The following is a 15,692-nucleotide window of genomic DNA, read 5'->3' as shown; positions in this document are numbered from 1 at the left end:
CCGGCGCGCTGAGCCAGGTCGACGTCGCCCGCCTCAACAGGGTCGGGCTCGCGCCGCTGCCCGTGGCCGAGGGCATGTCCCTGTTCGACGCGGGACTCGTGCTCGACAGGGGAGTGCAGATACTCGCCCGCCTCGACACAACCGCCCTGCGCCGCCAGGACGAGATCCCCGCCGTCTTCCGTTCCCTGGTCAAAGCCCCGGCGCGCAAGCCTGCGGCCCCCAGGCAGGCGAGGGCGCGGGCCGACAAGGGCGCGCTGCTGTCGCTCATCCGTACGAGCGTCGCGCAGGTGCTCGGCCACGCCGACGCCGACGCCGTGGACATCGGGACCGCGTTCAAGGACCTCGGGTTCGACTCGCTGAGCTCCATCGAGCTGCGTAACCGGCTCAACGCCGCCACCGGCCTGCGGCTGCCCGCCACGCTCCTGTTCAACTTCCCCACTCCCGACGAACTCGCCGAGCACCTGCGCGCCGAGCTCACCGGATCCTCGCGGGCCGACCAGGTGGCCGCCCAGACCGGGACCGCAGACGAGCCCATCGCGATCGTCGGCATGGCCTGCCGCTACCCCGGCGACGTGGTCTCGCCCGAGGACCTCTGGCGGCTCCTCACCCAGGGCGCCGACGCGATCACCACCTTCCCCGGCAACCGGGGCTGGGACCTGGAGCGGCTGTACGACCCCGACCCCGCCCACGCGGGCACCAGCTACGCCCGAGAGGGCGGGTTCTTGCACGACGCCGATCTCTTCGACCCCGCGCTCTTCGGGATCTCGCCGCGCGAGGCCACCGCGATGGACCCGCAGCAGCGGCTGCTGCTCGAAACCTCGTGGGAGGCGATCGAGCGGGCCGGGATCAGCCCCAAGGCGATGCGCGGGAGCCGTACCGGCGTGTTCGCGGGCGTGATGTACCACGACTACGGCACGCGCCTGCCGCAGGCGCCCGAAGGGTTCGAGGGGTTCGTGCTCAACGGCAGCGCGGGCAGCATCGCCTCGGGCCGGGTCGCTTACACGTTCGGGCTGGAAGGCCCGGCCGTGACGGTGGACACGGCGTGCTCGTCGTCGCTGGTGGCGCTGCACCTGGCGGCCCAGTCCCTGCGGTCCGGCGAGTGCGATCTCGCCCTGGCCGGCGGGGTGACGGTGATGGCCACGCCCAACGTCTTCATCGAGTTCTCCCGACAGCGCGGACTCGCTGCGGACGGCCGGTGCAAGGCGTTCTCCGCCTCCGCCGACGGCACCGGCTGGGCCGAGGGCGCAGGCATGCTGCTGGTGGAGCGGCTGTCGGACGCCCAGCGCAACGGCCACCAGATCCTCGCCCTCGTCCGGGGCACCGCGATCAACCAGGACGGCGCCAGCAACGGCCTGACCGCCCCGAACGGCCCCTCCCAGGAGCGCGTGATCCGCCAGGCCCTGGCCAACGCCGGTCTGACGACCTCGGACGTGGACGTGGTCGAGGCCCACGGCACCGGTACGACGCTGGGCGACCCGATCGAGGCGCAGGCCATCATCGCGACCTATGGGCAGGAGCGGGACCGGCCGTTGTGGCTGGGGTCGCTGAAGTCCAACATCGGCCACACGCAGGCCGCCGCCGGGGTGGGTGGCGTGATCAAGATGGTCATGGCGATGCGGCATGGCCTCATGCCCCGGACCCTGCACGTGGACGAGCCGTCGCCGCACGTGGACTGGTCGGCGGGGGCGGTCGAACTGCTGACCTCGGACCGCCCGTGGGACCTCCAGGACCGCCCGCGCCGGGCCGGAGTCTCGTCCTTCGGCGTCAGCGGCACCAACGCCCACGTGATCGTTGAGCAGGGCCCGGCCGCTGTCGAGCCCGTCGGCGAGGACACCCCGTCGATGCCTGCCGTGCCCTGGCTCATCTCGGCCAACGACCCCGCAGCGCTACGGGAGCAGGCGGGCAGGCTCGCGGACTGGGCATCGAGGGATGACGTATCGCTTGCCGGGGTCGGTAAGGCGCTTGTCGCCACGAGAGCAGTGCTGGAGCGGCGTGCGGTCGTGGTGGGTGCTGATCGTGACGAGCTGCTGGCGGGGTTGCGGGCGCTGGCTGAGGGTTCCTCGGAGGTCGTGGCTGGGGGCAGGCTGGCGTTGTTGTTCGCCGGTCAGGGCAGTCAGCGGGTCGGCATGGGCCGGCAGTTGGCCGAGGCGTTCCCGGTCTTCGCCGAGACCCTGGAGGAGATCAACCAGCTCCTGCCGATCCGAGAGGTCATGTTCAACGACCCCGATGGGGTGTTGAACGAGACCGGTATGACTCAGCCGGCGTTGTTCGCCTTCGAGGTGGCGCTGTATCGGCTGCTGGAGTCCTTCGGGGTCCGCGCTGATGTGCTGGTCGGGCACTCGATCGGGGAGATCGCCGCCGCGCACGTGGCGGGGGTGTTCTCGCTGGCCGATGCGTGTGCGCTGGTGGCGGCCCGGGCCCGGTTGATGCAGGCCCTGCCGACGGGCGGTGCGATGTTGGCGATCGCCGCGCCCGAGGCGGAGGTTCTGCCGCTGCTGGGGGACCGGGTTGGGATCGCGGCGGTCAACGGCCCGGCAGCGGTGGTGATCTCCGGCGACGCCCAGACGATCGCTGAGATCGAGGAGCGGGTCAGCGTTCGGACACGCAGGTTGCGGGTCTCGCATGCTTTCCATTCGCCGTTGATGGAGCCGATGCTGGCTTCCTTCGAGGAGGCCATCTCCGGTCTGACTTTCCACGAGCCCGCATTGGCGATCGTTTCCAACCTCACGGGCCGGCTGGCCGAGCCGGGGCAGCTGACCACCCCGAGCTACTGGGTGGAGCACGTGCGGCAGGCCGTGCGGTTCGCCGACGGGGTGACGGCTGCGGAGGCTGACTGCTTCCTGGAGGTCGGCCCGGATGGAGTACTGACCGGACTGGCTCAGCAGAGCATCTCCGACGGCGTGTTCATCCCCGCCACCCGCAAGGACCGGGACGAGGTTCGCGCGCTGGTCGAAGCGCTCGGCCGGTTGCACACCCACGGCATCATCGTGGACTGGGACGCCTACTTCGCCTCCGTCCCCGCCCGGCACGTCGATCTGCCCACCTACGCCTTCCAGCGCCGGCGGTACTGGCTCGACGCCGGCTACGCCACCGGTGACGTCGCCTCGGGCGGTGGGCTGGCGGCCGTCGAGCACCCGCTCCTGACCGCGACCGTCCCCTCTCCGGGGACGGACACCCTCACCCTCATCGGCCGCCTGTCGCCGGCCACGCAGCCATGGCTGGCCGACCACGTGGTGGGCGGCCGGGTGGTCGTGCCTGGCTCGGCACAGGTGGAGCTGGCGGTACGGGCCGGGGACGAGGCCGGTTGCCCGGTGCTCGACGAGCTCACCCACCAGACCCCGATGGTCCTGCCCGAGCGGGGCACCCTCCATCTCCAGGTGGTGGTCGGAGCCGCCGACGAGTCGGGACGCCGGCCGGTGACGATCTACTCGAGGGCCGAGGACGCCACGGACTGGAGCCAGAACGCCCAGGGAACGCTGGCCCCGGCCGCCGCCGTACCCGGCTTCGATCTCACGCAGTGGCCGCCGCCCGGCGCGCAGTCCCTCGACGTGGGCAGCGTCTATGAAGACCTCGCCACGACCGGTATGGAGTACGGCGGCGCCTTCCAATGCCTCAGGGCCGCCTGGAAGAGCGACGACGCCGTCTACGCCGAGATCGCGCTGCCGGAGCACACCGAGACCCGGCGGTTCGGCCTGCACCCGGCGCTGCTCGATGCCTCCCTGCACGCCATCCCCATGTCCGGGCTGCTGCCGCAGGCCGAACCGGGACGGCCGTACATCCCCTTCGCCTGGAGCCAGGTGGCGCTGCACGCCGACGGTGCGACGGTGCTACGGGTCAGGATCGCGCCCACGGCCCGCCCCGGTGTGGTCGCCCTGACCATGGCGGACGCCGCCGGCGTGCCCGTCATGGAGGTCGGCTCGCTCACGCTGCGCCCGAGCTCCGCCGACCAGCGGACGACCGGTTCCAACAGCCTGTTCCAGATCGACTGGGTGCCGGCCGGTGGCCGTACCGCGCAGAACGACCTCCAGTACGAGATCTTCGACGTACCCGTGACCGAGGCGGGAACCCCGGAGGCGATCAGGCACGCCACCCATGCCGCGCTGGCGGCGGTGCAGGAGACGCCCGCACGTCTGGTGGTCGTCACGCACGGCGCGGTCGCGGCGACCCCGGACGACGTGCCGGACCCGGCGCAGGCGGCGGTGTGGGGTCTGGTACGCGCCGCGCAGGCCGAGCAGCCGGACCGGTTCCTGCTCCTGGACGTGGACGACGACTCGACGGAGCCGGTCTCCCAGGCGCTGGCCACCGGTGAGCCCCAGGTGGCGGTACGGGCCGGCCGGCTGCTGACCCCGCGCCTCAAGCGGGCAGCAGGGCCGCAGGAACCGGGCCCGGTTTCGGGACCAGAGCAGTTCGGGTCCGAGGGGACCGTGCTGGTCACCGGTGGCACCGGCGGGTTGGGCGCGTTGTTGGCTCGGCATCTGGTGGTGGCGCACGAGGTCAGGCACCTGCTGCTGGTCAGCCGTCGCGGTCCGGAGGCGCCGGGCGCGGACGAGCTGGTGGCCGAGCTCTCCGACCTGGGCGCCGAGGTGGACGTGGCCGCCTGTGACGTGGCGGACCGCGAGGTCCTCGCCCGCCTGATCGCGTCCATCCCCGCCGACCGCCCGCTGACGGGTGTCGTCCACACGGCAGGTGTTCTGGACGACGGTGTCATCGCCTCTCTCACGCCGGAGCGCATCGACGCCGTCCTGCGACCCAAGGCCGACGCGGCGTGGCACCTGCACGAGCTCACGCAGGGTCTCGATCTGACCGCTTTCGTGCTGTTCTCCTCCCTGTCCGGGGTGCTGGGCAGCGCGGGTCAGGGCAACTACGCCGCCGCGAACACGTACCTGGACGCCCTGGCCCAGCGGCGCAGAGCGCAGGGCCTTCCGGCGACCTCGCTGGCCTGGGGCCTGTGGGCGACCGGCGGCATGGCGGGCGAGCTGGACGAGTCCGACCTGCGCCGCCTCGAACGCGGCGGCATCACACCCCTGCCCATCGCCGACGGGCTGGCTCTGTTCGACGCTGCGGTCAACGGCGACCGCGCCGACCTGGTCCCGGCTGCGCTGAGCATGCCGGCGCTGCAGGCCCAGGCGCAGGCGGGCACGCTGCCCGCGCTCCTTCACGGGCTGGTCCGCGTGCCTGCCCGCCGTACCAGCACGACCACCACCAGCGCGAACCCGGCCGATCTCCTGCAACTGGTCCGAAGCCAGGTGGCCACGGCGCTCGGGTTCCAGAGCGGCGACGCGGTGGAGCCGACCAAACGGTTCCAGGAGCTGGGCTTCGACTCGCTGACTGCGGTGGAGTTCCGCAACCAGCTCAACGCCGCGACCGGGCTGCGGTTGCCGGCGACGTTGGTGTTCGACTTCCCGACGGCTGAGGCGGTGGCGGAGTTCCTGGCGGGTGAGCTGGCCGGTGGGCAGGCCTCGCAGGCCGTGGTGACCGCCGCCTCGGTGGTGGATGAGCCGATCGCGATTGTGGGGATGGCGTGCCGGTATCCGGGGGGTGTGGTTTCGCCGGAGGGCTTGTGGGAGTTGGTGTTCTCGGGTCGGGATGCGGTTGGGGAGTTCCCCGCCGATCGTGGCTGGGACCTCGAGAAGCTGTATGACCCGGATCCGGACAGTCGGGGGACGTCGTATGCGCGGCATGGCGGGTTCTTGTATGACGCGGCGGAGTTCGATTCGGGATTTTTCGGGATTTCGCCGCGTGAGGCGTTGGCGATGGATCCGCAGCAGCGGTTGTTGCTGGAGACGTCGTGGGAGGCGGTTGAGCGGGCGGGGATCGATCCTCACGGGTTGCGGGGGAGTCGGACGGGTGTGTTCGCCGGGGTCATGTACCACGACTACGCGCCCCAGCTCTCGGCCGTGCCCGGCGAGCTGGAAGGGCTCATCGGCACCGGCAGCTCCGGCAGCATCGCCTCCGGCCGGGTGAGCTACACCCTGGGCCTGGAAGGTCCGGCCGTGACCGTGGACACGGCATGCTCGTCCTCCCTGGTGGCGCTCCACCTGGCGGTGCAGGCCCTGCGATCGGGTGAATGCGACCTGGCGCTGGCCGGCGGCGTCACCGTGATGGCCACACCGAGCACCTTCATCGAGTTCTCCCGGCAACGGGGCCTGTCGCCGGACGGGCGCTGCAAGGCGTTCTCGGCCGCCGCTGATGGCACCGGCTGGGGTGAGGGTGTCGGCATGCTGCTGGTGGAGCGGCTGTCGGACGCCCAGCGCAACGGTCACCGGGTGCTGGCGGTGGTTCGGGGCTCGGCGATCAACCAGGACGGTGCCAGCAACGGCCTGACCGCGCCGAACGGCCCTTCCCAGCAGCGGGTGATCCGGCAGGCGCTGGCGAACGCCGGGCTGTCGGCCGGGGACGTGGACGTGGTCGAGGCACATGGCACCGGGACCGCTCTGGGTGACCCGATCGAGGCCCAGGCGCTCCTCGCGACGTACGGCCAGGACCGGGACCAGCCGCTCTGGCTGGGGTCGATCAAGTCGAACATCGGCCACGCGCAGGCCGCGGCGGGCGTCGCGGGCGTGATCAAGATGGTCATGGCGATGCGGAACGGGGTTCTGCCGCAGACGTTGCACGTGGACGAGCCGTCGCCGCATGTGGATTGGTCGGCCGGTGCCGTTGAGCTGCTGACCGAGGCACAGCCGTGGCAGGAGAACGGGCATGCGCGTCGTGCGGCAATCTCTTCGTTCGGGATCAGCGGTACGAACGCCCACGTCGTGCTGGAGGAGCCTCCCGCTTCGACAACCGAGGCCGGTGGCGCGGAGTTGCCGGTGGTGCCGTGGCTGGTGTCGGCCAAGGACCCGCAGGCGCTTCAGGCTCAGGCGGCTCAACTGGAGTCGTGGCTGTCGGCGCAGCCGTCGCTCTCGGTGTCGGACGCTGCGTGGTCGTTGGCGACGGGGCGGGCCGTGTTGGAGCAGCGTGCGGTCGTGGTGGGGGCTGATCGTGACGAGCTGCTGGCCGGGTTGCGGGCGCTGGCCGAGGGTTCCCCGGAGGTGGCGGCTGGGGGCAGGCTGGCGTTGCTGTTCGCCGGTCAAGGAAGTCAGCGGGTCGGCATGGGCCGCGAGCTCGCTGAGGCGTTCCCGGTGTTCGCCGAGGCGCTGGAGGAGATCAACCAGTTCCTGCCGATCCGTGAGGTGATGTTCGACGACCCGGATGGGGTGTTGAACGAGACGGGCATGACCCAGCCGGCGTTGTTCGCCTTCGAGGTTGCGCTGTATCGGCTGCTGGAGTCCTTCGGGGTCCGGGCGGGTGTGCTGGTCGGGCATTCGATCGGGGAGATCGCTGCCGCGCACGTGGCCGGAGTGTTCTCGCTGGCCGATGCGTGCGCGCTGGTGGCGGCTCGGGCGCGGTTGATGCAGGCCCTGCCGACCGGCGGTGCGATGTTGGCGATCGCCGCACCCGAGGCGGATGTTCTGCCGCTGCTGGAGGGTCGGGTGGGGATCGCGGCGGTCAACGGCCCCGCGTCGGTGGTGATCTCCGGAGACTCCCAAAAGATCGCTGAGATCGAGGAGCGGGTCAGCGCTCGGACACGCAGGCTGCGGGTCTCTCACGCTTTCCACTCCCCGCTGATGGAGCCGATGCTCGCCGACTTCGAGCAGGCCATCACCGGTCTGACCTACCACGAACCCACTCTCGCGATCGTTTCCAACCTCACCGGCCAGTTGGCCGAGCCGGGCCAGCTGACCACCCCGAGCTACTGGGTGGAGCACGTGCGCCAGGCCGTGCGGTTCGCCGACGGAGTGACGGCCGCCGGGGCGAGCCACTTCCTGGAGGTCGGCCCGGACGGAGTACTGACCGGGCTGGCTCAACAGAGCATCGCCGACGGCGTGTTCATCCCTGCCACCCGCAAGGACCGGGATGAGGTCCGCGCGCTGATGGAGGCGCTCGGCCGGTTGCACACCCACGGCATTGCCGTGGACTGGACGGCGGTACTGGCACCGGCCAGGCAGGTCGATCTGCCCACCTACGCCTTCCAGCGGGAGCGTTACTGGGTGCCTGCCGCGCAGGACACCGGCGATGTGGACGCCGCCGGGCTGGGTGCCATCGATCACCCCGTACTCCGTGCCGCCATCTCGGCGCCGGACTCCGACACTCACACCTTCACGGGTCGGTTGTCGCTGACAACTCAGCCCTGGCTGGCCGATCACCAGGTCAACGGCCGGGTGGTGGTGCCGGGTGCGGCGCTGGTGGAGCTGGCGGTGCGGGCCGGGCATGAGCTGGACTGCTCGCAACTGCTGGAGCTGACCATCCAGGCGCCGTTGCTGGTGCCGGCCGAGGGAGGCGTGCACATCCAGCTGGTCGCCGGACCATCCGATGAGACAGGCGCCCGTCCGGTGAGCATCCATTCCCGCAGCAACCAGGCGGGGGAGTGGGTGCAGCACGCGCAAGGCCTGCTCGCCGACCAGGCCGAGGAGCCGGTGTTCGACCTGGCTCAATGGCCCCCGGCCGGAGCAACTGCGATTGACGTCGAGCAGCTGTACGACGACCTGGCCGCGAGCGGACTGGAGTACGGGCCGCTCTTCCAGGGCTTGACCGCCGCCTGGCAGCAGGGAGACTCGGTGTTCGCCGAGATCACGCTGCCGGAGCAGGCGCACGCCGAGGCGGGTCGGTTCGGTTTGCACCCGGCCTTGCTGGACGCGTCCCTGCACGCGGCCGCGCTGGGCGACGTGGTGCCGAGAGCGGAAGCCGGGCGGCCGTATCTCCCGTTCGCCTGGAGCGGGGTGTCGCTGCACGCGGCCGGTGCGAGCGGTCTGCGCGTCAAGGTGAGCAAGGCCCGCGAGGCGAGCATCACGTTGAGCATCGCCGACGAGAGCGGCGTGCCGGTGGCCGAGGTCAATGCGCTCACCCTGCGAGCTTTGTCCGCCACCGAACTCAGCGCGTCCGAGACCCAGGGCTTGCTGCACCAGCTCGAGTGGGAGGTGGTCCCGGCCGCTCCCGCGCAAGAGGCGCACCGGTGGGTAGTGCTGGGGTCCGATGACCTGGGCACGGGGACCGAGACCCGATCGGATCTGGCCTCCGTTCAGCCGCCCGAGGCGGTCCTGGTCGCGTGCCCGGCCGCCGGCCAGGATGTGCACACCACGACCCACGCGACGCTGGAGCTGGTCCAGGAGTGGCTCGCCGACGACCGCTTGACCTCGTCCCGGCTGGTCGTCGTCACACGTGACGCGGTGGCGGCCGGTCCGGAGGATGTGCCGGATCCGGCCCAGGCTGCGGTGTGGGGTCTGGTACGGGCCGCGCAGGCCGAGCAGCCGGGCCGGTTCACGCTGCTGGACCTGGACGCGGAGTCGCTGCGCGCAGAGACGATCGACCAGGTCCTGGCCACGGGCGAGGCCCAACTGGCCGTCCGAGCCGGTCAACTGCTGACCCCGCGCCTCAAGCGGGCAGCAGGCCCGGTTTCGGAGCCGGAGCAGCTCAGCGGGCTGCTGTTCGAGGCAGAGGGGACTGTGCTGGTCACCGGTGGCACCGGCGGGTTGGGCGCGTTGGTGGCCCGGCATCTGGTGGTGGCGCACGAGGTCAGGCACCTGCTGCTGATCAGCCGCCGGGGCCTGGAGGCGCCGGGCGCCGCCGCACTCGTGGTCGAGCTGGCCGAGCACGGCGCGAACGTGTCGGTGGCCGCCTGCGACGTCGGCGACCGAGACGCCCTCGTCCACCTGATCACCTCGATTCCCGCTGAGCACCCGCTGACGGGTGTCGTCCACACGGCAGGTGTTCTGGATGACGGTGTCATCGCCTCCCTCACGCCGGAGCGCATCGACGCCGTCCTACGGCCGAAGGCCGACGCGGCCTGGCACCTGCACGAGCTCACACGGGATCTCGATCTGACCGCGTTCGTGCTGTTCTCCTCGGTCGCCGGGGTGCTGGGCAGCGCGGGCCAGGGCAACTACGGCGCGGCCAACGCATATTTGGATGCGCTGGCGCACAACCGCAGAGCGCAGGGTCTCCCGGCCACCTCGCTGGCCTGGGGTGTCTGGGCCACCGACGGTATGGCCGGCGAGCTCAAGGAATCCGACCTACGCCGCATGGAACGCGCAGGCGTGAAGCCGTTGTCCATCGACGACGGGCTCGCACTCTTCGACACCGCAGTGTCGTCCGGGCAGGCGCTGCTGATCCCCGCACGGTTCGTACAAACCCGGACCAACGGGCGCACCCCGGTGCGTCGTGCCGGCAGCGCCAACGGCCTCGCCCAGCGTCTGACCGCGCTGGACCCGGCCGAACGCCGAGCGATGCTTACAGACCTGGTCCGCGGCAGCGCGGCCACGGTACTCGGGTTCGCAGACGGGTCCGCCATCGACCGGCAACGCCAGTTCCAGGATCTCGGCTTCGACTCGCTGACCGCGGTCGAGTTCCGCAATCAGCTCAACGCGGCCACCGGACTTCAGCTCCCGGCCACCCTCATCTTCGACTACCCGACCGCTGAGGCAGTGGCGGAGTTCCTGGCGGGTGAGCTGGTCGGCGGGCAGACCTCGCAGGCCGTGGCGGCCACCACGACGGCGACGGACGAGCCGATCGCGATCGTCGGCATGGCGTGCCGGTACCCGGGTGGCGTGACCTCGCCGGAGGGCCTCTGGGAGCTGGTGTCGCAGGCCCGGGACGCGATCGGAGACTTCCCGACCGATCGCGGCTGGGATGTGGAAGGGGTGTACGGGCCGGAGCCCGGCACGCCGGGCAAGACTTACACGCGTCTGGGCGGGTTCCTGTACGACGCCGCCGAGTTCGACCCTGTGTTCTTCGGGATTTCGCCGCGTGAGGCGTTGGCGATGGATCCGCAGCAGCGGTTGTTGCTCGAAACGTCGTGGGAGGCGGTTGAGCGGGCGGGGATCGATCCGACGGGGTTGCGGGGGAGCCGGACGGGTGTGTTCGCCGGGGTCATGTACCACGACTACGGTCTGGGCACTCCGGCGAACAGCAGCGGTGGGAGTTTGGTGTCGGGTCGGGTCTCTTACACGTTGGGGTTGGAGGGCCCGGCGGTGACTGTGGACACCGCCTGTTCGTCGTCGTTGGTGGCGTTGCATTGGGCTGCTCAGGCGTTGCGGTCCGGTGAGTGCGACCTGGCGCTGGCCGGTGGTGTGACGGTGATGTCGACGCCGGGGATGTTCATCGAGTTTTCGCGGCAGCGGGGGCTGGCGGCGGATGGGCGGTGCAAGGCGTTCTCGGCTTCGGCGGATGGTACGGGCTGGGGTGAGGGTGTCGGTGTGCTGCTGGTGGAGCGGTTGTCGGACGCGCGGCGTAATGGCCACCGGGTGCTGGCGGTCGTCAAGGGTTCGGCGATCAATCAGGACGGTGCGAGCAACGGGATCACGGCTCCGAACGGTCCTTCTCAGCAGCGGGTGATCCGGCAGGCGCTGGCGAACGCCGGGTTGTCGGCCGGGGATGTGGACGTGGTCGAGGCGCACGGCACGGGCACCAAGCTCGGCGACCCGATCGAGGCCCAGGCGCTCCTCGCGACCTACGGCCAGGAGCGGGACCAGCCGCTGTGGCTCGGTTCGCTGAAGTCCAACATCGGTCACACGCAGGCCGCCTCTGGTGTGGGTGGCGTGATCAAGATGGTCATGGCCATGCGGCACGGGGTGCTGCCGCAGACCTTGCATGCGGACGAGCCTTCGCCGCACGTGGACTGGACGGCGGGCGCGGTGCGGCTGCTCACCGACGCGCAGCCGTGGGAGCAGAACGGGAATGCCCGTCGTGCTGCGGTCTCCTCGTTCGGGATCAGCGGTACGAACGCCCATGTCGTGCTGGAGGAGCCTCCCGCTTCGACAACCGAGACCGGTGGCGCGGAGCCACGGGTGGTGCCATGGCTGGTCTCCGCGAGAAGTCGCGAGGCGCTTCAGGCTCAGGCGTCTCGACTGGCGTCGTGGCTGGAGGAGCGGCCGGAGCTGAAGACGGCCGATGCCGCGTGGTCGTTGGCCACGGGGCGGGCCGTGTTGGAGCGGCGTGCGGTCGTGGTGGGTGCTGATCGTGATGAGCTGCTGGCTGGGTTGCGGGCGCTGGCTGAGGGTTCCTCGGAGGTGGCGGCTGGGGGCAGGCTGGCGTTGCTGTTCGCCGGTCAGGGCAGCCAGCGGGTCGGCATGGGCCGGCAGCTCGCTGAGGCGTTCCCGGTGTTCGCCGGGACGCTGGAGGAGATCAACCAGTTCCTGCCGGTCCGTGAGGTGATGTTCGACGACCCGGATGGGGTGTTGAACGAGACGGGGAGGACGCAGCCGGCGTTGTTCGCCTTCGAGGTGGCGTTGTATCGGCTGCTGGAGTCCTTCGGTATCCGCGCGGATGTGCTGGTCGGGCATTCGATCGGGGAGATCGCCGCCGCGCACGTGGCCGGAGTGTTCTCGCTGGCCGATGCGTGCGCGCTGGTCGCGGCTCGGGCCCGGTTGATGCAGGCCCTGCCGACCGGCGGCGCGATGCTCGCGATCGCCGCACCCGAGGCAGAGGTTCTGCCCCTGCTGGAGGGCCAGGTCGGGATCGCAGCGGTCAACGGCCCCGCGTCGGTGGTGATCTCCGGCGACGCCGAGGCGATCGCTGAGATCGAGGGGCGGGTCAGTGTTCGGACGCGCAGGTTGCGGGTCTCGCACGCTTTCCACTCGCCGCTGATGGAGCCGATGCTCGCCGACTTCGAGCAGGCCATCTCCGGTCTGACCTACCACGAGCCGACGGTCGCGATCGTCTCCAACCTCACCGGCCAGTTGGCCGAGCCGGGCCAGCTGACCACCCCGAGCTACTGGGTGGAGCACGTGCGCCAGGCCGTGCGGTTCGCCGACGGGGTGACGGCTGCGGAGGCCGGTTGCTTCCTGGAGGTCGGCCCGGACGGGGTGCTGACCGGGCTGGCTCAGCAGAGCATCGCTGACGGCGTGTTCATCCCCGCCACCCGCAAGGACCGCGATGAGGTCCGCGCGCTGGTCGAGGCGCTCGGCCGGTTGCACACCCACGGCATCGCCGTGGACTGGACGGCGGTGCTGACCCCGGCCAGGCACGTCGATCTGCCCACCTATGCCTTCCAGCACCAGCGGTACTGGGTGCCGGCCAGTCTGGAGTCCGGTGATGTGGACGCCGCCGGGCTGGGCGCCATCGAGCATCCGATGTGGAGTGCGATGACCGAGGTGGCCGGCGGCGCGTCGGTCATCTTCACCGGCCGCCTGTCCCTCACCTCACAGCCCTGGCTGGCCGATCACCAGGTCAACGGCCGGGTGGTGGTGCCGGGTGCGGCGCTGGTGGAGCTGGCGGTGCGGGCCGGGCATGAGCTGGACTGCCCGCAACTGCGGGAGCTGACCATCCAGGCGCCGTTGCTGGTGCCTGCCGAGGGAGGCGTGCACATCCAGCTGGTCGCCGGACCATGCGACGAGTCAGGCACCCGCCCCATAAGCATCCATTCCCGCAGCAACCAGGCCGCGGAGTGGGTGCAGCACGCGCAAGGCCTGCTCGCCGACCAGGCCGAGGAGCCGGTGTTCGACCTCGCTCAATGGCCTCCGGCCGGGGCGGCTCCGGTTGACGTCGAGCAGCTGTACGACGACCTGGCCGCGGATGGGTTGGAGTACGGGCCGCTGTTCCAGGGACTGACTGCGGCCTGGCGGCAAGGAGGCTCGGTGTTCGCCGAGATCACGCTGCCGGAGCAGGCGCACGCCGAGGCGGGCCGGTTCGGGTTGCACCCGGCCTTGCTGGACGCGTCCCTGCACGCGGCCGCGCTGGGCGACGTGGTGCCGCGACCGGAGGCAGGACGCCCGTATCTGCCGTTCGCCTGGAGCGGGGTGTCGTTGCACGCGGCCGGCGCGAGCGGCCTGCGCGTCAAGGTGAGCAAGGCTGGCGAGGCGAGCATCACGTTGAGCATCGCCGACGAGAGCGGCGCGCCGGTGGCCGAGATCGGCACCCTGGCCCTGCGTGCCCTGTCCACCACCGAGAACCGAAGCTCGCTGCACCAGCTCGACTGGATCGCGATCCCGCCCGCGGCCGGCTCGCAAGCGCCTCGGTGGGCTGTGCTGGGTCCCGACGACTTCGGAACCGGCGCCCAGACGTACCCCGACCTGGCCTCGATTCAGCCGGTGGAGGCGGTCCTGGTCGCGTGCCCGGCCGCCGGCCAGGACGTGCACGCCACGACCCACGCGACGCTGGAGCTGGTCCAGGAGTGGCTTGCCGACGACCGCCTGGCCTCGTCCCGGCTGGCCGTCGTCACTCACGGCGCGGTGGCCGCGACTGCCGACGACGTACCGGATGCGGCGCAGGCGGCGGTGTGGGGTCTGGTACGGGCCGCGCAGGCCGAGCAGCCGGGCCGGTTCGTGCTGCTGGACCTGGACGGCGACACACCTGAAGACGTGATCGGCCGGGCGCTGGCGTCGGGTGAGTCCCAACTCGCGGTGCGGGCGGGCGAGCTACGGATGCCGCAGCTGGGCCGGGCCACAGATCTGGAAGATCAGGGTCCGGTGTTCGGGCCGGGGGGCACGGTGCTGGTCACCGGTGGCACGGGCGGGCTGGGTGCGCTGGTGGCCCGGCACCTCGTCACCGAACACGAGGTCAGACGCCTGCTGCTGGTCAGCCGTCGCGGCCCGGAGGCGCCGGGCGCGGCCGAGCTGGTCGCCGAGCTCTCGGAACTCGGTGCCGAGGTGGAGGTGGCCGCCTGCGACGTGGCCGATCGCGAGGCGCTGTTCGGGGTGGTGGCCTCGGTGGCGGACTCGCTGACCGGGGTGGTGCACACGGCCGGTGTCCTGGACGACGGCGTGATCACCTCCCTGTCGGGCGAGCGGCTGGACGCGGTGCTGCGGCCCAAGGCCGACGCCGCCTGGCACCTGCACGAGCTCACGCGAGGGCTCGATCTGACCGCGTTCGTGCTGTTCTCCTCGCTGGCCGGCGTGCTGGGCAGCGCGGGCCAGGGCAACTACGCCGCCGCCAACGCGTACCTGGACGCCCTGGCGCACCACCGCAGAGCCCAGGGTCTCCCGGCGACCTCCCTCGCCTGGGGCCTCTGGACGACCAGCGGCATGGCGGGCGAGCTGACCGAGACCGACCTGCGCCGCATGGAACGCGCGGGCGTGCAGCCCCTGACCACTGAGGAGGGATTGGAACTCTTCGACGTCGGCGTCCGCTCCGGCCGCGCCGCGCTGGTCCCCGCGAAGTTCACCAAGGCCGGGACCCGTACCCGGCCACGCCGTGTCCGCCCGGCCCAAGGACTGGCGGAACGGCTGGCCACGATGGAGCCGGACCAGCTGCAGGACACCCTGTCGGAACTCGTCAGAGGCCAGGTCGCGGCGGTGCTCGGGTTCGCCGACGGGTCGGCGATCGAGCCGGGGCGCCAGTTCCAGGATCTCGGCTTCGACTCCCTGACCGCGGTCGAACTCCGCAACCAGCTCAACGCGGCCACCGGACTTCAGCTCCCGGCCACGCTCATCTTCGACTACCCGACTCCCCACGACCTGACGCGATTCGTACTGGAGCAGCTCTTCCCGGCCGTCGCGGCCAGGACGGCCGGGCCCGCCGCGGTCCGGAGCGACGCCGAGGTACGGCAGCTCCTGACGACCATCCCGATCTCACGGCTACGTGAGGCCGGGCTGCTGGACAGCCTGTTCCGCCTAGCCGGCCCGGAGGAGGACGGAGAGACGAACGGCAGGACCGAGGAGATCGACAGCATGGACGCCGACCTCCTGATTCAGCTCGCCCTTGAAGGCGGGAGTTCCTAG

Annotated in this window: 1 protein-coding gene (only partly in view); it reads left to right on the top strand. The window is 71.2% G+C overall.

What is annotated here, in order from left to right:
* Positions 1-15,692, top strand: the 3' portion of a protein-coding gene (locus ABZX61_RS30495) for an SDR family NAD(P)-dependent oxidoreductase (RefSeq protein ID WP_355199595.1). It extends 11,758 nt beyond the left edge of the window; 15,692 of the gene's 27,450 nt are visible here — the last part of the coding sequence; the start codon falls outside the window, past its left edge; the stop codon is at positions 15,690-15,692.

It is taken from the genome of Nonomuraea sp. NPDC003709, from assembly GCF_040610775.1.
Classification (GTDB): Bacteria; Actinomycetota; Actinomycetes; order Streptosporangiales; family Streptosporangiaceae; genus Nonomuraea; species Nonomuraea angiospora_A.
Note: the sequence above shows the minus strand (reverse complement) of the source record. Positions and strands in the feature narration are given on the sequence as shown.